A 19,296-nucleotide genomic window follows, 5' to 3' on the forward strand; every position below is an offset into this window, starting at 1 on the left:
CGGCTACTCCTTGAAAGGGGATACGGACGCGGCCAGCAGCGCGGCGCGCAAGGCGCGCGGGCTGGCCAGGCGCAGGGTGGCGGCGCTGGGGCCGCTGCCCACTTTCACGCCCTGCCCGCCTGCTTGTTGAACAAAGACAAAGCCTGCCTCATCGGTGGTGTCGTCGCCCGCGAACACGGGCCTGCGGCCGGCGAACGGGGTTTCCTGCATGAAGGCGGCGATGGCGCCGCCCTTGTCCGTGGCGGACGGCTTGGCTTCCAGGACCATTTTGCCATGCAATAGCAATACCCCTGGGCACGCTTGCACGCCCGCCGTCATTTCTTGCGTGCACAGTTGCTCGAGTTCCGGCGCCAGCCGGTAATGCAGGGCCACGGCGCCCCGCTTGCGTTCCACCAGCAAGCCGGGGTACGTCGCCGCCAGCGCCTGCGCGCGCGCCAGCACGGGCGACACGTCGGGCGTGGCCGCCACGCTGAACGTGCCATCGGCGCCGCGCCGCTCCACGCCATGCACGCCCGCCACCGGCAACACCAGGGGCGCCAGCATGGCGTCGATCTGCGCCACGGGACGCCCGGAAATGACGGCCAACGCGCCGCCGTGGCGTTCGGCCAGCAGCGCCAGCGCCTCAATGACGCCCGCTTCCAGGCGCACGCCGTCGGGCGTGGGCGCCAGGTCGACCAGGGTGCCGTCGAAGTCGAGGAAAACGCCTGTGCCGGGCGTACCCAGCAACTGCAGCAAGGCTGCGCTATCGTCAGGTATATCGGCCATCAAATCATCCCCTTGCGCCGCTTGATGCGGCTGTGGGCGTCGATCTTGGTCATGACCTTGTCGCGCTGGCGCAAGCGGGCCGCATCCAGCAGCATGCGCCCGGCCCAGCGGTACACATTGAAATGTTTCACACGGGCCCGCATACTCTTCATGCGCTCGCGCTGTTCCACGGGCGGCATCACGAGGGCACGGTACAGGGCGTCCGCGCCCTGCTCGATGTGATAAGGATTGATGATCAGCGCTTCGTGCAGCTCGCGCGCGGCGCCCGTGAATTGACTTAAAACAAGTACGCCCAGTTCGTCGTCGCGCGCGGCGATGAATTCCTTGGCCACCAGATTCATGCCGTCATGCAAGCTTGTCACCATGCACACTTCCGAGGCGCGGAAATAGCGCTGCAAGTCGTCCTGGCCGTGGTGCTCCGCTTTCAGCAGGATGGGCACATAATCTCCGCTGCCGAAACGGCGGTTGATGCGTTCGACCATCTTGCGCACCCTGGCGTCAAAACTCTGATATTCATCGAGCGAAGCGCGGCTGGGGGCGGCGATTTGCACAAAGGTAAAATTGCCCACCATGCCAGGCTGCTGTTCCAGCATGCGCTCGACGGCCTGGAAGCGCTCGACGATGCCTTTCGTGTAATCGAGGCGGTCCACGCCGATGCCCAGCAAGTGGTCTTGGGCCACGCCCAGCTCGCTGCGGATCTGTGCGCGGCAGGTGGCCACGTCGGGCTGCGCCGGGTCGTCCTCGGGCCAGGCGATGGAAATCGGGTAATCCTCGACCTGCGTCATTTCGCCGCCGTAGGAAATGGTCGACGCTTCCGGCTCGATGCGGGTTTCCAGGTAGCGGTCCACCGTTTCGAGGAAATTCTTGCGGTGGAATGGCGTATGGAAGCCGAGGATGGTGCTGCCAAGCAAGCCGTCGAGGATTTCTTCGCGCCATGGGCAAATGCCGAACGATTCGGAATTCGGCCAGGGGATATGCCAGAACGTGATGATCGTCGCCTTCGGCAAGGCTTCGCGCACCATGCGCGGCAGCAAGGCGAAGTGGTAATCCTGCACCAGCACGACGGGGTTGTCCGTCTTCGCTTCGGCGATCACGGCGTCGGCGAAGCGGCGGTTGACCTTCACATACTGCTCCCAGTCGGACGAGCGGAACACGGGGCGCACATGGGCGATATGGCACAGCGGCCACATGCCCTCATTGGCGAAACCATAATAATAGCCCTGCTCTTCCTCTTCCGTCAGCCATACGCGGCGCAAGGTATAGCTGGGATTGTCGGGCGGCACGGGAACATGGTCGAGTTTATCCACCGTCTCGCGGTCGGCGGATCCGGCGCCATGCGCGATCCACGTGCCGGAACAGGCGCGCATCACGGCTTCCACGGCCGTCACCAGGCCGCTGGCGGGACGTTGGACGGCGATGCCGGTATCTGTTTTCGTGTGGATGTACGGTTCGCGGTTCGATACCACCAGCACCTGGTCGCCCTGCAAGTCCGCTTCCAGCAAGGCGCGCAGCTTGTCCGGCGTCCAGTCGGACGACCAGCCGTTATCGCTCTGGCGTTCCAGATGGTATTCCTGCAGCAATTCGCGCAAGTCGCCGATCAGCGGCTGCATTTCCGGCGGCGGCGCGGGCGCGGCGGCGGGTGCGGCGGCGGCCACGGCACCATTACTTTTCGGTAATAATTCACCCCGTAAAATATCCTTCACGGCCAACAGCCAGCCGCGCCAGCTCAGGTGGGCCACGAACACGGTCATCAGGGAAATCAGCACGGCCAGCACGGCCAGGAAGGCAAAGATGAAACGCTTGGTATCCGTATTGCGGCGCTCGACAAAGCTCATGTCCTGCACCAGCACCAGCCGTCCCAGCTGGGACGCATCCTGCATGACGGGGGTTTCGCTGAGGTGGACCTGGCCCTGCGGCAATTGCGCGAGGGATTTGTACAGGCCACCCGTGGGAGGCGTGCTCCAGCAGCCGATGGAAGTTGGGTATTGCGCGGACTGGTACAGCAAGTGGCCTGCATTGTCGCAAAAGCCGATGGCGATCAGGCGTTCGTCGCGCGTGGCGCCCTGGAACAGTTCTTTGACGCGCGTGGCGTCCTGCGCGGGCAGGTATTCGGTGAGCGAGGGCCGGAGGGTTCCAGCGAGCAATTCTGCCCGGCTGTCGAGGTCGCGCACATACCAGCGCAGGGTGATGTTGTCGAGCAGGGGTACCACGATATAAGCAAACAATCCCAGCACCAGAGCCAGTGGCAGGATGAAGCGCAAGGACATTCGGAGTGATCGTACTATCATCGTTTTCCTTTGCAAAAACAAAAAGCATGGCAAGTATGACTATGTTTCCACTGCGGCGACGCCCGTTTGCTTTCCGTAGCGAAACGTCAACGTGGCATGGCGCAGCGCAGCAATTTCTTCCAGTATCCACCTTGACGCAGGTCTTATCCGTACGGCAACGCACGCCCCCGTTACGCCATCTGCCCGTAAAATACCGCTTCCGACATCCATTTCACTAAAAACAAGGAGTTTTCGCCTATGGATCTCAGCACGTTCCACTCGCTGATGGGAGGCCCGCTGCGCTCGGCGCTGACCGTGCTCGTTTCCGCCCTGCTCGTCACGGTGGTCGCCATCGGCGTGCACCGGGCCGGCATTGGTTTACTGAAAAGGCTGGCCAATGGCCGCCCGTTCACCACCAACGCCACGCGCGTGGCCTTTCGCGCCAGCCAGCTGTGCGTGATCGTCTTCGGCCTGCGCATGGTGCTGGCCGGCGCGCCCGACGACACGCCGGGCTTGCTGGCCATGTCGCATCTCGCCAGCGTGGCGCTGATCATCGCGCTGACCTGGCTGGCCATGCAATGCATCCAGGCCCTGTCCATCACGATTTCCGAAGTCAACCCCGTCGACGTGGCCGACAACCTGCGCGCGCGCCGCCTGATCACGCAAGCCCGCGTGCTCACGCGCAGCGCGCACGCCATCGTCGTCATCCTGGGCCTGGCCTTCGTGCTGCTGACCTTGCCCGGCGCGCGGCAGATCGGCGCCAGCCTGCTCGCGTCGGCCGGCGTGGCGGGCCTGGTGGCCGGTATCGCCGCCCGTCCCGTGCTCGGCAACTTCATTGCTGGGCTGCAAATTGCATTTTCGCAACCGATCCGCATCGATGACGTGCTGATCGTCAATGGCGAATGGGGCAAGGTCGAGGAAATCAAGGGCACGTATGTCGTCGTGCGCGTGTGGGACGAGCGCCGCCTGATCGTGCCGCTGCAGTGGTTCATTGAAAATCCGTTCGAGAACTGGACGCACAGCTCGTCCACCCTGCTGGGCACGGTGTTCCTGTGGCTCGATTTCAGCATCCCGCTCGACCCGCTGCGCGCGGAGCTCACGCGCATCTGCGAGTCGGCCGCGCAATGGGATGGCCGCGTCTGCACCGTGCAGGCGACGGATTCGAACGAACGGGCCGTGCGCGTGCGCTTCCTCGTCAGTGCGGCAGATTCGGGCCTGGCTTTCGAGCTGCGCTGCATCGTGCGCGAGCAGATGCTGGCATTTATCACGGCCCGCTATCCGCACGGCCTGCCCCGTTTGCGCTCCACGCACGACCCCGTCGAGGTGCACGCCATGCAGGCGCAGAACGACAGCGTGTCGCTGTACAAGGTGTAAAGAAACCGTGCGGCGCGCTGCCCTTGCCGGCGCGCCGCTACAATGGGCCGCATGAGCACCACCGCCTGGTTCATCCTGATCGGCTGCCTGATGCTGGCGCGCGGCCTGGGCGCCGACCGCATTGCGCGCCTGCCCTTGACCTCGGCCATCGCTTATCTGGGCGTGGGCCTGCTGCTGGGGCCCATGTTTCTCGGCCTGTTTGCCTTCGACCTGGTGCGGCAGGCGCCCCTGCTGGAAACCCTGACGGAAATCGCCGTCCTCATCTCCCTGTTTTCCGCCGGCGTGAAGATGCCCGTGCCCTTCAGCCTGGCGCGCTGGCTGCCGTCGCTGCGCCTGGCGTGGCTGTCGATGTCCATTTCCGTGGCCCTGGTGGCGGCCTTTGCATGCCTGGTGCTGGGCCTGCCCCTGGGTGCGGGCGTGCTGCTGGGCGCCATCCTCGCGCCCACCGACCCCGTGCTGGCCACGGACGTGCAGCTGCGCCATGCGGGCGACAGCGAGCAATTGCGCTTCATCCTGACCAGCGAAGCGGGCATGAACGATGGCAGCGGCTTTCCTTTCGTCATGCTGGGCCTCGGTTTGCTGGGCTTGCATGAACTGGGTCCCCATGGCGCCACCTGGCTGTGGCGCGATCTGGTCTGGGCCAGCGCGGGCGCCATCGCCCTGGGCGCGGCCGGCGGCGCGCTGCTGGCCTGGCTGGCCTGGCAGGTGCGCGCCAAGGAACCGAAACACGCCATGCTGGACGACCTGGCGGCCCTGGGCTTGATCGCCTGCGTGTACGGCGTGGCGACCTGGCTGCACGCGTGGGGCTTTCTGGCCGTGTTCTTTGCCGGCGTGGCCCTGCGCCAGACGGAACTGCGGCTGGCCGGCGCGCCGAAAGACCGGCAAGGCTTGCTGCAAGCGGGGGAAACCCACGCCGCGTCCGCCGCCAGGGCGCACGACGGCGAGGTGACGCTGACGGTCAGCGGCGAATCGCTCGTCTTCAAGGAACACCTGGAACGCCTGTCCGAACTGACCCTGGTACTGTTGCTGGGCGGCGCCGTCACGGCCGCCGCCTGGCGCTGGCAGGCGTGGAGCGTGGCGCTGTTCCTGCTGCTGGTGGCGCGCCCGGCCAGCGTGATGCTCGGCTTGCTCGCTTCGGGCACCAGCGTGCGCCTGCGCGGGCTGGCCGCCTGGTTCGGCGTGCGCGGCATCGGCTCGCTGTACTACCTCAGCTATGCCATCGCGCATGGCTTGCCGCGCGGCCTGGCGCGCGAACTGGCCGACATCACCCTGGTCGTCGTCATCCTGTCCATCGTCGCGCACGGCTTGACGGTCAAGCCCCTGCTGGAACGCTACTGGCGCAAATAGGCACCAGTCGGCCAACTTTGTCATTGGTTCAAAGCAATGTTTTGTCAATCGCCCCTATGCTGGGCGGAAATGTTGTTAAGATAATTAAAAATGGCAAAAGAGAGAATCAATGAAACGACGAAGCGTGCTGGGACTGGGCGTCTCACTGGCCCTGCTGCAAACGGGCTGCGCCACCGATCCGGCCAGGCTGGCGTGGGAAACGGAATTTGACGGCTTCATGCGCGATGGACTGGCCCGCACGGAAACGCCGGGCATGGGCGTGGCCGTGGTGCGCGGCGAACAGACCATTTTCGCGCGCGGCTATGGCTGGGCCGACATCCAGGCCGGCAAGAAGGCCGATGCCAACACGGTTTTCCATGTCGCGTCCGTCAGCAAGCTTGTCACGGCCGCGGCCGTCATGATGCTGCTGGAACAGGGCGCCTTCCAGCTGGACGACAAGGTGGCGGCCTACCTGGACTTCCCGCTCATGCACCCGAAGTTTCCCGACGTGCCCATCACCTTTCGCCATCTGCTCAACCACACCTCGGGCATTTCCGACGCCGTGTACGAAAAAACGACGGCGTTTGCCGTGCAGGGCGACCCGCGATTACCGCTGCGCGACTTCGTCAAGGGCTATCTGTCGCGCGGCGGCGCCTGGTACGACGCGGATGTGTCGTTTGCGGCACGGCCCGGCACGGAATGGCGCTACAGCAATGTCGGCATCGCCCTGCTCGGCTATCTGGTGGGCCGCGTGAACCCCGATGGCCTCGACGCCTTTACGCACGAGCACCTGTTCGAACCGCTGGGCATGGACCATACGGCGTGGAGCCTGGCCGGCTTGCCGCGGCGCGCCGTCGTCGCCCAGCCGTATGTGCACAAGGAGCCGGGCCTGCAAGTGCTGCCGCCCGTCGGCTATCCGGACTGGCCGGCCGGCCTGCTGCGCAGCTCGGCGCATGACTTCGCCCGTTTCCTGGCCATTTTCAGCAATGGCGGCCGGGTCGATGGCCACCGCTACCTGCAAGATGCCACCCTGCAACTGTTTTTCGCCCCGCAAGCGGCCCCCGTCGTGCCCGCCGATTCATCCGTGCGCCAGGCGCTGGTGTGGCTGCTGCGCGACGTCGACGGCAAGCCGCTGGCCACGCACAGCGGCGGCGACCCGGGCGCCGCGTCCGTCGTCTGCGTCGACCGCGCCAGCAAGACGGCCGTGCTGGCCTTCGCCAACGTCAGCGCGGACAAGGAGTTTCGTTCATTCCAGAAAGAAGTCGTGCTGCGCCTGCTGGCCCATGGGGGCAGCGGCGCGCCGGCGGCAAAGAAAGCCTAGGCGCCGAACCAGCCGCGCAGTTTCTCGGCGGCCCGTTCCTTGACGTCGGCCGTGATGTAGGTGGCGACCGTGGCGACGGCCGCCGCCAGCACGGCCAGGTCATCCGCATAGCCGACGACGGGCGTGATGTCGGGAATCGCATCGATGGGCGAAATGAAATAGCCGAGCGCGCCATAGATGGCCGTCTTGGCCCACAGCGGGGTGTTCGGCTGCTGCGCCGCGTAATACAGCCACAGGGCTTTCTCGATGACTTCGCGCCCCGCCGTCTTGGCGAACTTGACGACCTTGTCCCAGAAGCTGTCATCCGTGTATTTCTTTTCATACTGCTTGTCGGCCTGGGGGGCGTGGTCTTCTTCCAGATTCCTTTTTCTGCCAAACATCTGCTGCTCCTGTCTGCCGCGCACGGCGTTACGAATGCGCACCTTAGCATAACGGCGCGCCGGGCGCGCGGCATGCAAGGTAAGCTATCGTCATGGAAATATCCGCCACCACCACGGCCCGCGCCGCCGGCCTGCGCTACACGGGCGACCACCAGCGCGGCATCGCCCGCCTGGGCAAGCCCGGCAAGTTCCGCTACCGCGACGGGGATGGCCAGTTCCTGCGCGATGCCGCCGCCTTGACGCGCATCAAGGCACTGGCCATACCGCCCGCCTGGACGGATGTGTGGATCTGCCCGTACGCGACTGGCCACCTGCAGGCGACGGGGCGCGATGCGCGGGGCCGCAAGCAGTACCGCTACCATGCGCGCTGGCGCCAGGTACGCGATGAAGTGAAGTACGAGCGCATGCTCAGTTTTGGCCGCGCCTTGCCCGCCATCCGCGCCGCCGTCGCGCGCGGCATGCAGCTGCCCGGCCTGCCCCGTGAAAAAGTACTGGCCACCATCGTGCACTTGCTGGAATTGACGATGATGCGCATCGGCAACGAAGAATATGCGCGCACCAATAAATCATTCGGCCTGACCACCTTGCGCACGCGCCACGTGCAGCTCGACGGCAACGCCGTGGCCTTCCGCTTCAAGGGCAAGAGCGGCGTGCGCCACGATATCCGCCTGAGCGACCGGCGCCTGGCCAGGGTGCTGCAGCGCATGCGCGAGCTGCCGGGGCAGGAACTGTTTCAATATGTCGATGAGGATGGCGCGCGCCATGGCGTCGATTCGGGCGACGTCAACGATTACCTGCGCGAAGTGACGGACGAAGACTACACGGCCAAGGATTTCCGCACCTGGTCCGGCACCCTCCTGGCCGCGCTGGCCCTGCAGGCGTTCGAGCAGGTCGATTCCGAGGCGCAAGCGAAGAAAAACATCGTGCAAGCGATCGAGTCGGTGGCAAAAAAACTGGGCAACACGCCGACGATCTGCCGCAAGTGCTATGTGCACCCGGCCGTGCTGGAATCGTATCTGGATGGCAGCTTATGGGAAGGCATGCGCGCGCGGGCGCGGCAGCAATTACAGGAAGACTTGCCGGCGCTGGCGCCGGAAGAAGCGGCCGTGCTGGCCTTGCTGCAGCAGCGCCTGCAGGCTTGACCCCATCAAGCCTGGCGGGCCGGCTGGGGCTGGCACTTGGCCGACAGTGTGAGGGCGTCGCTGCGGCAGACGGGCAAGGCGCCGTGGCCTGCATCGCGCGCCACGGGCGCCGGGGCGGCATCGTCCGTCCGCGCCTCGTCCGTATTCATCAAGGTGGCCGCCAGGGTCGAGAAAGTAAACAGGCAGATCAGCAGGAACGGCTTGTTCACGTGGATGGACTGGACTGGCTTTTGCATCGCATACTCCGTCGGACTGGTTGGCTGTTGCAGCATGAACATCATCATCGCGTGTTTCCGCAAGGCATACAATCAGACAGTTTCGACAAGATAAGTAGGACAGCGCTGACAGGCTCAGTCATAAAAACCCGTGTCGGCGGATTTGACACCGGCGCCACCCCGCCTCAACCAAGCCCTTGTTTTTACAGCACATTTTGTACGGGAACGCTTCCTGCTTGACCTCTTGCCTGGGCACGCTTGGCGCCAGTCAACGGGGGAACGATCATGGGTTTTATCAAACAGGCGCTGCTAGTGCTGCTGCTGTGCGCCATGTCCGCCGCGCACGCCACCCGCATCGGCTACACGGCAACCGCGCTGGGCGGCACGCAGTGGCGCTACGACTATACCGTCAGCAATACCACCCTGGGCGTGCCCATCGGGGAATTCACCTTGTTCTTCAACGTGGGCGAGTACGCCAACCTGCACAAGGTCTCCACGGCGCCCGGCTGGGACTTGCTGCTGGTGCAGCCCGATCCCGCCATCCCCGCCAGCGGCTACCTCGACGCGCTGGCGCTGGCCGGCGGCATCAATCCCGGCGCCACGGCCACGGGCTTTTCCGTCACCTTCGACTACCTGGGCGCGGGCAGCCCCGGCGCCCAGCCGTTTTCCATCCTCGACCCCGTTTCCTTCATCGAACTCGACTCCGGCAGCACGCAGCCGGCCGCCATCGCCCTGCCCTCCACATATTGGCTGCTGCTGGCCGGCGTGCTGGCCGTGCTGTGCCTGCGGCGCCGGCAGCTGGCCGCCGCCGTGCTGGCCCCATTGCTGACCCTGAGCCTGTGCGCCTGCGGCGGTTCGAACGATCCCACGCAGCCGCCCACGCCGAAAGTCATGCTGGCCCCGGATGCGGATACGCTGGGGCCGGACACGGCCGCGCCCCAGGCGGCCAGCGCGGACGCCGGCCTGGCTGCCGGCCCCTTCACGGTGACGGCATTGCACAAGGTGGGCGAGCAGCGCATCAACCGCCGCATCTACGAATACACGTTCCGCATCAGCATCCGCAACAATGGCAGCGAAGCGGCAAGCAACGTGCGCGCCGTCCTCGCCAGCGTGCCCGCCGGCGCCGGCATCGTGGACGACAGCGTCCTGGCCGGCGGCATGGACGCGGGCGCGACGGTCACTCCCGACGACACCATCACCCTGCGCATCGACCGCATCCGTCCGTTCGAGCTTGGCGGCCTGGCGTGGAACATCACGTCCGGCGCCAGCGTGGCGCTCGACCCCGTGCGCCCGGCGCAGGTGGTCAGCCTGCCGCTGGCCGAACTGGGCTTTCCCGCCGGCGCCGACAAGGTCGCGGCCAGCGGCGCCGTGACGGACGTGCTGCTGAAAGATGGCAGCCTGCGCTTTTCCACCCCGGGCGACACGGGCGAAGACCAGCACGCGCAGTTTTTTGTCACCAAGGGCAACATCGTCACCACCCTCGACCTGCTGATCCAGAGCGAGCTGCCGACCGCCCTGCAAGTGTATGTCGAGCCGCTCGAGAACGGTTCGCTGCCGCCCGCGCCGCCGAAGCTGGCCATCGGCGGCCTGGGGCCGAACAATACGCTGCAGCCCGGCGGCCTCTCCTTCCGCCTCGAGGGCGTGGCGCCGATGAACCTGCGCAACGACAGCGGCGGCTTCCTGGCGGCGCAAGGCGGCGCCACCGTGGCCATCCATTCCTACTGGGTCTTTCATGCGGACACGGGCAGCTTCAGCATCAGCGCCACGGCCATGCAGCAACTGCTGAACGTGCTGCCGGCCGGCGCGCTGCAGCTGCACCTGAATTTTGTCACGCAGGATGGCGAATTTGCCGTGTCATACGCGCTCACCGTCATCAAGGCCGCCACCGTGCTGCAGGGCCAGATGCGCACGCCGGCAGGCGGCAACGCCAGCGGCCTGGCCGGCAAGAAAATCTTGCTCACTGGCTATAACTTCCACCTGCGCCGCGTGGCCGTGATCGACGCGGCGGGCGCCTTCCATTTCGACGGCGTCATTCCCGACACCTACCAGCTGACCCTGAACGACCTCGACCATCCGAATGTCGTCGGCATCAGCACGGCCATCTTCCCCACCAGCACCATCGTCAACGTCAACATCACCTACCCGTATGCCGCCGGCCCCGGCTTGCAGGCGGCGACGGCGCCATGGACCGCCGCAGCCGTGACGCAGGATGGCGCCGCGCCGCCGGTGCGGCAAGCGGCGCAGGCCACGCCGCAGGATGAGGACGAGGACGGCACGCAGTCCTTCACCGCCACGGCCGGCCCGCAAAACCAGACCGTCGTGCGTCCCTTCAGCTACACGGTACCGAAAGGCACGCAGGACGTGGGCGTGAAAATCACCGTCAGGACGGCGGAATATCCCACCTACACGACCCAGCAAAGCCAGTACAACGACACCTGGTCCTACGTCGTGGTCGGCTTGCCGGGCGTCGACCTGGCAAGCATGGGCGCCGTCAACCAGTCGCATTTCACGCAAGGCACCACCGTCAGGACGGAATGCGTGGATGTCAGCCAGCAAACCAAGGCGGGGCCGCTCGTCATCACGGGCGCCGTCAGCGCCACGAATATCGGCGACAGCCTGCTGGCCACGCTCACCACGGTGGAACTGAGCCTGGCCTGCAAGGGCTTGAAGATCACGCGGGCGCGCTTGTTCCCCATCAATGCGGACCTGCATCCCGTACTGCAGCCGCGCAATCTCACGCACAACCTCCCCGGACCCTACGTGTCCGTGCCGCAGAACACGCCCGACCGGCATACCATCTCACTGGAAGTGCGCTATTCGCCGGAGCGGGTCAACTTGACCGAGGTGAATATCGGCATGTCGGCCGACGGCGCCAACCCGGCCTTCAGCACGGTCAATCTGCTCGACCAGGCCAACATCCGCGGCAAGGACAGGATCACCTTCCCGCGCCTGAAGCTGCCCGACTTTCCGGGGCCGAAAATCGACAGGAAAGCCGTGCTCACCGTCCGCCTGAAGGGACGCGTTGGCAATGCCAACGCCGTGTCGGACCCCGCGGAAGGGGGGCAGGTGGAGCTCAAGGGCGACACGGCGTTCATCCCGCTGTATCTTGCCCACAACGAAGCGGCGCTGGCGAAGCGGCGCTACGGGCCGCGCGATGACGGCGGCGACTCGTGGGCCACGCGCCTGACCATCGCCTGGCTGGCGGGAAAACCCTACCGTTTCAACGATATCAGCGGCCAGCACGTGACGCAGGAGGCGTCAGGCCGCTCCATCCTCGACCACGACGGCCACAGCGATGGCCAGCAGATCGACATGCGCTACGCGGATGGCGCGGGCGGCTATTCGGACGAGCTGGGCGGCCTGGGCAATGGCGCCGCCATTCTGCAGCTGATCAACGATGCGGAAGCGGAAGTGGCGGCCGGCTTGCCGAAAAAGCCGAAACTGGCCAGGCTGGGCGCGTGGATCACGGCCAACCGGGCCATGCTGACCCTGGAAGCGGGCGCCGCCAGCACGCGCGTCGTCTACATCGGCCACCGCTTCATCAAGCTGGCCCTCATCGACGGCTGTTTCGCCAGCCCGCCGCACGCGCGGATACCGGGCGTGCCGGTGTGGACCAAACCCCTCAAGGTGAGCATCGACCCGTCCCACTTGCACCACTGGCATCTGAGCATGACGGCCCATCCGTGAAGGGAATGCCGCGACGGCGTCAGGCAGGCAAGTCGGACAGTTCCAGCTCCGAAAACCCCGCCCGGCGCCGCGCTTCCAGATTGAACGGGCCGCGCAGGGTGGGCGCTTCGTAGCGCAGCGCCAGCTCGGCATAGGTGGCGCGCAGTTCCAGCCCCCGCTGATCGCACAGGTAGCCGTACCAGCGGTTGCCGATCTCGACGTGCCCCACTTCATCGCGCAAGATGATGTCGAGGATGGCGGCGGCGGCCAGGTCGCCCGCCTGCGCCAGCTTGGCGCGCAGCGGCGGAATCGCGTCCAGGCCCCGCGCTTCCAGGGTGCGCGGTACCAGCGCCATGCGCGCCAGCACGTCGCCGCGCGTCTTGTCGACCATTTCCCACAGGCTGTCGTGGCCGGGAAAGTCGCCATACGTGTGGCCCAGCACCTGCAGGTGCGCCTGCAGCATGGCGAAATGCGTCGCTTCCTCCTTCGCCACGCGCAACCAGTCCGTATAGTATTCAGCGGGCAGGTCCGGGAAGCGCCACAGGGCGTCGAGCGCCAGGTTCATCGCATTGAATTCGATGTGCGCCAGCGCGTGGACGAGCATGGCGCGTCCTTCCGGCGTGATCATCGAGCGCCGTCCCACCAGGCGCGGCGGCACCAGCTCCGGACGCGCGGGCCGGCCCGGCACGGCGCCGGATGGCGCCAGCGGCGCCTTGACGTCCAGCGCCAGCTCGGCTGCGGCCATGGCCGCCACCATCGCCACCTTCGTCGCCGGGTCGGGTTCGAGCAGGCAGGCCAGCGCAAACGTGCGCAATTCCGCTGGCGCGGTGGAGGTCAAGGGAGATGGTTGCATGGGGCTGCTTTCTGGCGCGTTGCTTGGTAAGGCGCGCAGTGTATCAAATTGCCTGCCCCACGAGCCAGTCGGACAGCGCCTGCACTCTGGCCGGCAGCGCTGTGCGCGCGGCGTGCACGAGGTAATACGCCTGCGGGCTGGCCAAGTTGAATCCGCCGAACGGCAAGACCAGCTGGCCGCTGACCAGCCACGGCTGCACCAGCTGGCGCCGGCCCATGGCCACGCCCGCGTGGTGGATGGCCGCCTGCGCGCACAGGTCGGCGCGGTCGAAGCGCAGGCTGCGCGCGGGCAAGGTCACCTCCGGCGCCTGCCCGTCCAGCCACAACCGCCACTCGGCATCGGGCGCGCAGGCGGGCCAGGCCAGGGTATCGTGCAGCACCGTCGCGCCAGGCAAGTTGTGTGGAGCATCGAGCAAGCCGTGGTCGCGCGCATACTGCGGGCTGCAGACGGGCGCCAGCCATTCATCCATCAGCTTGCGCGACACGAGGCCGGGAAAGTGGCCATCGCCATAGTGCAAGGCCAGGTCCACCTGGCCGGCGCGAAAGTCGACGGCGTCATTGCCCACACGCAAGTCAATCGACACATCCGGATACTGCGCAGCGAAGCCCGCCAGGCGCGGCACCAGCCAGCATTGCGCGACCGACGGGCGCGCATGCACGGTGACGCTGCCCGCCAGCGCATCGCTGCCGGCAAGGGCCGCATGCAGGCTGTCCCAGCCCGTTTGCAGGGCCGCGAAGATGCGCTCGCCGTCTTGCGTCAGCCTGACCTGGCGCGTCAGGCGTTCGAACAAGCGCAGCCCCAGCCCCGCTTCCAGCCGCGCGATACGGTGGCTGACGGCGCTGGGCGTGAGCGCCAGTTCCTGCGCCGCCAGCGCGAAACTGGCATGGCGCGCCGCCACGAGAAAGGTGTGCAGGTTGGCGAACTGGCTGGCCGTGAGCGTGGCCCCAAGCGTGGCCCTGATCGGCGCGCCGGCCGGCATCAAGCGGCTCCGGCCGCCAGCAAGGCGCGGCCGCGCGCCACGTAGGCGGCCATCTCCTGCTCCGGCACCATGCTGCCGCCCGTGCCCCACACCAGATGCGTGGCCGTTTCCAGGTGCTGCTGGTATTGCGGCGCGGCCAGGACGGGCCGGATGCCGGCGAAACCGGCCACGGCGGACGGTTCCAAACGCAAGCCTTGCGTTTGCTCAAGCGTCGCCAGCAAACGGTACAGTTCTTCATCCGTGACGGTGGCGTAGCCGTCGATCAGCCGCTGCATGGCGCGTCCGACGAAACCGGACGGGCGTCCCACGGCCAGGCCATCGGCGGCCGTGACATTGTCGATACCGATTTCCTGCACGCTGATTCCCTCGTGCAAGCCCGTGTGCACGCCCAGCAGCATGCACGGCGAGTGGGTCGGCTCGACGAAGACGCAGTGGACGGCATCGCCGAAGGCCAGTTTCAAGCCGAAGGCCACGCCGCCGGGGCCGCCGCCCACGCCGCACGGCAAGTACACGAACAGGGGGTGCTGCGCATCGACCGCGACGCCGCTTGCGGCGAACTGGGCTTTCAGACGCTGGCCCGCCACCGCGTAGCCGAGAAACAGGTCATGCGAGTTTTCATCGTCGACGAAGTGGCAGGTCGGGTCGTTCTCCGCCTGCCTGCGCCCCGCTTCCACGGCCACGCTGTAGTCGGTTGCGTATTCGACGACGGTGACGCCGTGGCTGCGCAGCTTGTCCTTCTTCCATTGCCGCGCGTCGGCCGACATGTGCACGGTGGCGCGAAAGCCCAGTCGCGCGCTCATGATGCCGATCGACAAGCCCAGATTGCCCGTGGAGCCGACGGCGATCGCATACTGGCCAAAGAAGGCGCGCACGGCGTCGCTGGCCAGCACGCTGTAATCGTCGCCCTCCTTCAGCAAGCCGGCGTCGAGCGCCAGCGTTTCCGCGTGCTTCAGCACTTCATAGATGCCGCCGCGCGCCTTGATGGAACCGGAAATGGGCAGATGGCTATCCTGCTTGAGCCATAGCTGACCGCTCGTCATGCCTGACGCCAAACCCAGCGCCGCCTGCATGACGGGCAGCGGCACGACGGGCGACTCGATGACGCCGCCGCTGGCCTGCGTTTCCGGAAACGCCTTGGCCAGATATGGCGCAAAGCGCGCCAGGCGCGCGCCGGCATCCGCCACATCGTCCGCCGTCAAGCCCACGTCGTGCAAGGCCTCGGCCGCCGGCGCAATGCGGGGATTGAACCAGCTCAAGGGCTGCAAGGCCATCAGTTCTGTAATCAGGGGAAATTTTTCGCACAGCGCGGCGACGGCGGAAGTGGGCAGCATGACAACCTCGTGAAGGAACAAGCCATGATTAGACCGCATCCGGGCGCTGCTGGCAAAGGATGCTTGATCAGCCAACAGGAGACGGGAGATCACCTGTGATGCCGCAACAGAAAAAACAAGGCTATTTGCCAGGAGCAAGCGCCCTGGATTTTCTGCTGTTCAAGAACGATGCGATAAACACGGCTGGAAAACAGGCCAGCCACAGATAGCATCCGGCGCCGAATCCCAGCACCGCGTAAGAACCATTATCACTAGGAATTTCTTTAATGCCAAAGGTGGTCAATGCCAGCACAAAGCCAAAAAAAACGGCCAGCATCGCGGCACTGGGCTTCTCTTTCGAAAAATACATGGCAAAAATAAGCAGCGGATTGGCAAACCAGGCAAAACTGCCGGCCAGCGGCCCTAGCCAGCCGAGCAATAACACGCCCCCGCCCGGCAAGACTTCGTGGGAGTCCACGATTGCCGTTAAAAACAGGGACGCTACATATGCAACAACGCTCAGGGACAGCACGATGGCGGCGACATCTTCGCCGAGTATTTTTTGATATTTCACAGGTTTCCGATGGCACGAACGGGGGTAGCAGCACGACGATGGCTAGGAGAAAACCACTCTTCTTACGGTTTTAGCGGCACGGCGCCCACTTCATACCACACCCGCAGACCCCGCTCGACCTGGGATATCGATACCGTGCCCCTGGTTTCCGTAAGGGTTTCGATGCTGACAGGGCGAACGCCGTTTTTTGCCAGCCATTCATTGGCCAACACCAGCGACCTGTCCATGCCGTCCGAGAGAGGACTGCCCGACGTGGACGAACGGAAATCTTTAAATGCAATCATGTACACCCTTTTGTAAGCCAGCATCCTGTCTACCGATGGCAACCAGCCTCGCCATCGCACGCCTGTGCGGCAAACGCCGAAAACCGGACGCCATGCAGCATAACAAATTACCAAGAAGAAACATGCACACATTGTCACAAGCACCTGGCCAGCGCCGATGCGGTGCACTCGGCAGGCGCCTTCCCCTCCCGCGCCGGCAACGGGAAGGCGCCATGCCTGACTGCCGGGGTTAGAACTTCAGCTGCAGCCCCAGATCAATCGACCGGCCCTCGGCCGGCAAGGCTTGCAGCGCCCCGCCATTCGCCTTCAAGCCCGACAGGTACACGCCGCCCAGAGGGTCCGCATAGGCGCGGTTGAACAGGTTGCTGACGCCGGCGCTCAGGCTGGCCATCTTGCTCAGCGCCACGCTGCTGCGCAGGTTGACGAGGACATAGCCGCCCGTTTCCGGTTCGAAGCGGCGCGCATCGACCTTGTCCTTGCGGGCCACGATCTTCGTTTCGATGCGGTTGCTCCAGGCGCCCAGCTTGTGCTCGACGGCCAGCAAGGCGTTGAACGGCATCATACGGTACAGATCGCCGCCATCGCTGCGCTTGCCTCGCGTATAAGCGGCGTTGCCCGTCGCCATGAAACGGCCCCAGCGGGCACTGCTGGCCAGCGGCAGTTGCCACGCCACATTGGCGCCGTACAGCTTGGCGTCGTGGTTGGCAAAGCGCAGCAAGTTGCCATTCGCGCCCATTTTCATGTACGGATGGAAAGACGCCAGCACGTCGACATCGATGTAATTGTCGACCTTGCTGTAATAGGGGTTGACGCGCACGAACCAGCCCTCTTCGCCGCCGCCATGCCAGTCGGCCGTCAATGCCGCCGTGTAAGCCGTCTCCGGCTTGAGGTCGATATTGCCCACATAGCCGTTGCCATCGCCAAACCAGTTGGTCATGGTCATGGCCATCGAACCGCGGCCCCAGGAATAACGCTCGTACAGATTGGGCGAGCGCACCTTGCGCGCCAGCGCGAATTCATAGCTGCTGGCCGCATCGGGCGTGAAAGTAGCTTGCGCCGAGGCATCGATATTCGTGTCGCGCTGGCTGCGGCTACGCGCATTGAAGGCATTCGCGGCCATCAGGTCCGACATGTTCATCATGTTGGTGCCATACGATTGCACGTCGCCCGCGTCCATGCGCACGGATTCGCCGCGCACGCCCAGCACGCTGGTCCAGCGCGCATCGTGGCGCGTTTCCAGTTCGCCAAACAGCACGGTGCGGTCGCGCTTGCCGTCATTGATGTTCAGGTAGGTGCGCGGCCCCATCATCATGGAGCCGGGCACGGCCGGCCAGTAGTCGTCGAGGCGGAAGCCGTGCCACTCCTGGCCCAGGCGCAACTCGCCCGCCGCCATCGGCAAGCTGGCCATCAGCGCATAGCCCGTGTTGCGTCCATGCGTGAGCATCGGCATCGAACCCTTGCGCTCGCTGCTGAAAAAGCCCATCTCGTGGTCCGTCTGCTGCCAGTAGGCGCGCGCGTCCAGCACGCCCCAGCCGAATTCGCCCTTGTAAGCGAGATTGGCGAACTGGCCGTAGTTGTCCGTCATATCCATGTACTGGTTGGGAAAACCCTGGTACGGGATGTGCTGCACGCCGGCGCGCAGGGTCAGCTGCTGGCCCTGGTCTTTCGCCGCCAGCACGATGGACTGGTTGATGCTTTCATACATGCTGGCCAGCACCGTGTTGCCACGGCCGTCTTCATAGCTGTGGCCGCGCGTGTAAGCGCCGCTGTAGCCGACGCTCAAGGTGTCGCTGGCGGCCGACGCATTCACGCTGGTCGCCACGCTGTTGTTGACGCTGCGTCCCGAGACGGCAAAGCTGCCTTGCGTCAGCAAGCCTGCGCCGGGCCGGGCGAACACGGGCGCGTTCGACTGCACCTCGATGGTGCCGGCGATGCTGTCGCCGCCCGCGCTGACGGGCGTCACGCCCGCGATCAGGCGGATGCGCTGCACTTGTTGCGGATCAATGTAGGACAGCGGCGCATTCATATGATTGGCACAGGCGGACGTCAGTTCCATGCCGTCGATGCGGATCTTGATGCGGTCATCCGCAAAGCCATTGACTACCGGCAAGCCGGACACGCCGCCTCCGGCCGCCACGCTGTAGCCGGGCGTGCTCGACAGCATTAATGCCGTGTCGGCGGCAGGACGGTAGCCGTCGCCTATGGCCGTGACGATGACTTTCATTTCCGGCAGCACGGTGGTGCCGGCTTCGGTACGCGTTTGCGCCACGGCAGGCATGGCGATGGCGAGGGAAATCAATAACGGTAAATGTTTCATGGTGCTGCTTTCAGTTTCTGTATGGGCAAGACGAACAGGCGCCAGCGCACGACGGGTGCGAGGCAAGGCAGTTCAGGGAAAGGACAGATCAGAAAGCGGCGGGCGGGCCACGGGGCTGGACGGGCGTCCAGGCGAACAGGGGCGTGGCGGATTGGTAGAACAGCTCGGGCAGCAAGCCCGTGATCAGTTCGCCGGAAGCGAGCACGAGGGAGGTGGGCGGTATCGCCAGGGTGTCGGCATGCATGCTGCAGCACGGGCAATCGCCCATGCGCATGCCGCCCTTGGCGGGATCGGGCGTGTCCGTGGACAATTTCACGGGCAGCATGTTCATGCCGCCCGCCACCGAGCAAATCTCGAAGCTGGGCACGGCCTGGCCGCTGGCGACCGTGAACGCGCGCGACAAGGTAGGGGCGAGCGCGGCCATGAGGATGGCGAGGCACGCGATCCACAGGACGACGACGGCGCGGCCTTGGCGAATAAACATGGCGGCATTATAGCGGCCGCCCTGCCCTGCAGCCAGCCA

The 19,296-nt window shown here is 65.5% G+C and carries 16 protein-coding genes; 5 read left to right on the forward strand and 11 right to left on the reverse strand.

What is annotated here, in order from left to right; genetic code table 11:
* Positions 1-3 precede the first annotated feature (3 nt).
* Both otsB and OX459_RS12015 read right to left on the reverse strand, forming a co-directional pair.
* On the reverse strand, positions 4-765 hold the full coding sequence (gene otsB / locus OX459_RS12010) for a trehalose-phosphatase (protein ID WP_289905186.1): 762 nt from the start codon (positions 763-765) through the stop codon (positions 4-6).
* Complete coding sequence (locus OX459_RS12015; protein WP_289905187.1) at positions 765-3,032, reverse strand: trehalose-6-phosphate synthase; 2,268 nt, start codon at positions 3,030-3,032, stop codon at positions 765-767. The genes otsB and OX459_RS12015 overlap by 1 nt, the downstream gene beginning before the upstream one ends.
* A 258-nt stretch (positions 3,033-3,290) precedes the next feature.
* Between OX459_RS12015 and OX459_RS12020 the strand changes: the two genes are divergently transcribed.
* The 3 genes from OX459_RS12020 to OX459_RS12030 all read left to right on the forward strand — a co-directional run bounded on the left by OX459_RS12020 (position 3,291) and on the right by OX459_RS12030 (position 7,053).
* Positions 3,291-4,406 carry a mechanosensitive ion channel domain-containing protein gene (locus OX459_RS12020; protein WP_289905188.1) on the forward strand — a complete coding sequence of 372 codons (1,116 nt, stop codon included), beginning with the start codon at positions 3,291-3,293 and terminating at the stop codon, positions 4,404-4,406.
* 51 nt (positions 4,407-4,457) lie between these two features.
* Positions 4,458-5,753: a cation:proton antiporter gene (locus tag OX459_RS12025; RefSeq protein WP_289905189.1), complete on the forward strand. Its 1,296-nt coding sequence runs from the start codon at positions 4,458-4,460 to the stop codon at positions 5,751-5,753.
* Positions 5,754-5,862: 109 nt separating this feature from the next.
* Positions 5,863-7,053 carry a serine hydrolase domain-containing protein gene (locus OX459_RS12030; RefSeq protein ID WP_251348961.1) on the forward strand — a complete coding sequence of 397 codons (1,191 nt, stop codon included), beginning with the start codon at positions 5,863-5,865 and terminating at the stop codon, positions 7,051-7,053.
* Here OX459_RS12030 and OX459_RS12035 read toward each other — a convergent pair.
* Positions 7,050-7,433, reverse strand: a complete 384-nt coding sequence (locus OX459_RS12035) for a DUF1232 domain-containing protein (protein ID WP_289905190.1) — start codon at positions 7,431-7,433, stop codon at positions 7,050-7,052. The genes OX459_RS12030 and OX459_RS12035 overlap by 4 nt on opposite strands.
* 92 nt (positions 7,434-7,525) lie before the next feature.
* Between OX459_RS12035 and OX459_RS12040 the strand changes: the two genes are divergently transcribed.
* Positions 7,526-8,575 carry a DNA topoisomerase IB gene (locus OX459_RS12040; RefSeq protein WP_289905191.1) on the forward strand — a complete coding sequence of 350 codons (1,050 nt, stop codon included), beginning with the start codon at positions 7,526-7,528 and terminating at the stop codon, positions 8,573-8,575.
* Positions 8,576-8,580: 5 nt separating this feature from the next.
* Here the strand turns inward: OX459_RS12040 and OX459_RS12045 are convergent, their stop codons facing one another.
* Positions 8,581-8,811: a hypothetical protein gene (locus OX459_RS12045; RefSeq protein WP_289905192.1), complete on the reverse strand. Its 231-nt coding sequence runs from the start codon at positions 8,809-8,811 to the stop codon at positions 8,581-8,583.
* 264 nt (positions 8,812-9,075) lie between these two features.
* Between OX459_RS12045 and OX459_RS12050 the strand changes: the two genes are divergently transcribed.
* Positions 9,076-12,477, forward strand: coding sequence for a hypothetical protein (locus OX459_RS12050; RefSeq protein ID WP_289905193.1), 3,402 nt, complete (start codon positions 9,076-9,078; stop codon positions 12,475-12,477).
* A 19-nt stretch (positions 12,478-12,496) separates the two neighbouring features.
* On the opposite strand, the gene OX459_RS12055 is transcribed toward OX459_RS12050, so the two are convergent.
* From OX459_RS12055 to OX459_RS12085, 7 genes are all read right to left on the reverse strand, one after another.
* Positions 12,497-13,309, reverse strand: a complete 813-nt coding sequence (locus tag OX459_RS12055; RefSeq protein WP_289905194.1) for a ferritin-like domain-containing protein — start codon at positions 13,307-13,309, stop codon at positions 12,497-12,499.
* Between the two features lie 43 nt (positions 13,310-13,352).
* Positions 13,353-14,288, reverse strand: coding sequence for a DNA-binding transcriptional regulator DsdC (dsdC, locus tag OX459_RS12060; RefSeq protein ID WP_289905195.1), 936 nt, complete (start codon positions 14,286-14,288; stop codon positions 13,353-13,355).
* On the reverse strand, positions 14,288-15,619 hold the full coding sequence (locus OX459_RS12065; protein ID WP_289905196.1) for a D-serine ammonia-lyase: 1,332 nt from the start codon (positions 15,617-15,619) through the stop codon (positions 14,288-14,290). The genes dsdC and OX459_RS12065 overlap by 1 nt, the downstream gene beginning before the upstream one ends.
* A 121-nt stretch (positions 15,620-15,740) precedes the next feature.
* The gene (locus OX459_RS12070) at positions 15,741-16,172 is read right to left on the reverse strand and encodes a hypothetical protein (protein ID WP_289905197.1); all 432 of its coding nucleotides are present in this window, start codon (positions 16,170-16,172) and stop codon (positions 15,741-15,743) included.
* Between the two features lie 62 nt (positions 16,173-16,234).
* Entirely contained in the window at positions 16,235-16,456 is a 222-nt protein-coding gene (locus OX459_RS12075; protein WP_289905198.1) for a hypothetical protein, read from the reverse strand.
* Between the two features lie 229 nt (positions 16,457-16,685).
* Complete coding sequence (locus OX459_RS12080; protein WP_289905199.1) at positions 16,686-18,773, reverse strand: TonB-dependent receptor; 2,088 nt, start codon at positions 18,771-18,773, stop codon at positions 16,686-16,688.
* 88 nt (positions 18,774-18,861) lie between these two features.
* Entirely contained in the window at positions 18,862-19,257 is a 396-nt protein-coding gene (locus tag OX459_RS12085) for a DUF2946 domain-containing protein (protein ID WP_143451320.1), read from the reverse strand.
* Positions 19,258-19,296 lie beyond the last annotated feature (39 nt).

The organism is Janthinobacterium sp. SUN026 (assembly GCF_030397625.1).
GTDB classification, from domain to species: domain Bacteria; phylum Pseudomonadota; class Gammaproteobacteria; order Burkholderiales; family Burkholderiaceae_D; genus Janthinobacterium; species Janthinobacterium kumbetense.

Coding starts and splice junctions, on each gene's coding strand:
- OX459_RS12065 (WP_289905196.1), bottom strand. CDS start 15,619: ATGCTGCCCACTTCCGCCGTCGCCGCGCTGTGCGAAAAATTTCCCCTG.
- OX459_RS12085 (WP_143451320.1), bottom strand. CDS start 19,257: ATGTTTATTCGCCAAGGCCGCGCCGTCGTCGTCCTGTGGATCGCGTGC.
- OX459_RS12025 (WP_289905189.1), top strand. CDS start 4,458: ATGAGCACCACCGCCTGGTTCATCCTGATCGGCTGCCTGATGCTGGCG.
- OX459_RS12040 (WP_289905191.1), top strand. CDS start 7,526: ATGGAAATATCCGCCACCACCACGGCCCGCGCCGCCGGCCTGCGCTAC.
- dsdC (WP_289905195.1), bottom strand. CDS start 14,288: ATGCCGGCCGGCGCGCCGATCAGGGCCACGCTTGGGGCCACGCTCACG.
- OX459_RS12030 (WP_251348961.1), top strand. CDS start 5,863: ATGAAACGACGAAGCGTGCTGGGACTGGGCGTCTCACTGGCCCTGCTG.
- OX459_RS12055 (WP_289905194.1), bottom strand. CDS start 13,309: ATGCAACCATCTCCCTTGACCTCCACCGCGCCAGCGGAATTGCGCACG.
- OX459_RS12035 (WP_289905190.1), bottom strand. CDS start 7,433: ATGTTTGGCAGAAAAAGGAATCTGGAAGAAGACCACGCCCCCCAGGCC.
- OX459_RS12080 (WP_289905199.1), bottom strand. CDS start 18,773: ATGAAACATTTACCGTTATTGATTTCCCTCGCCATCGCCATGCCTGCC.
- otsB (WP_289905186.1), bottom strand. CDS start 765: ATGGCCGATATACCTGACGATAGCGCAGCCTTGCTGCAGTTGCTGGGT.
- OX459_RS12075 (WP_289905198.1), bottom strand. CDS start 16,456: ATGATTGCATTTAAAGATTTCCGTTCGTCCACGTCGGGCAGTCCTCTC.
- OX459_RS12020 (WP_289905188.1), top strand. CDS start 3,291: ATGGATCTCAGCACGTTCCACTCGCTGATGGGAGGCCCGCTGCGCTCG.
- OX459_RS12045 (WP_289905192.1), bottom strand. CDS start 8,811: ATGCAAAAGCCAGTCCAGTCCATCCACGTGAACAAGCCGTTCCTGCTG.
- OX459_RS12015 (WP_289905187.1), bottom strand. CDS start 3,032: ATGTCCTTGCGCTTCATCCTGCCACTGGCTCTGGTGCTGGGATTGTTT.
- OX459_RS12050 (WP_289905193.1), top strand. CDS start 9,076: ATGGGTTTTATCAAACAGGCGCTGCTAGTGCTGCTGCTGTGCGCCATG.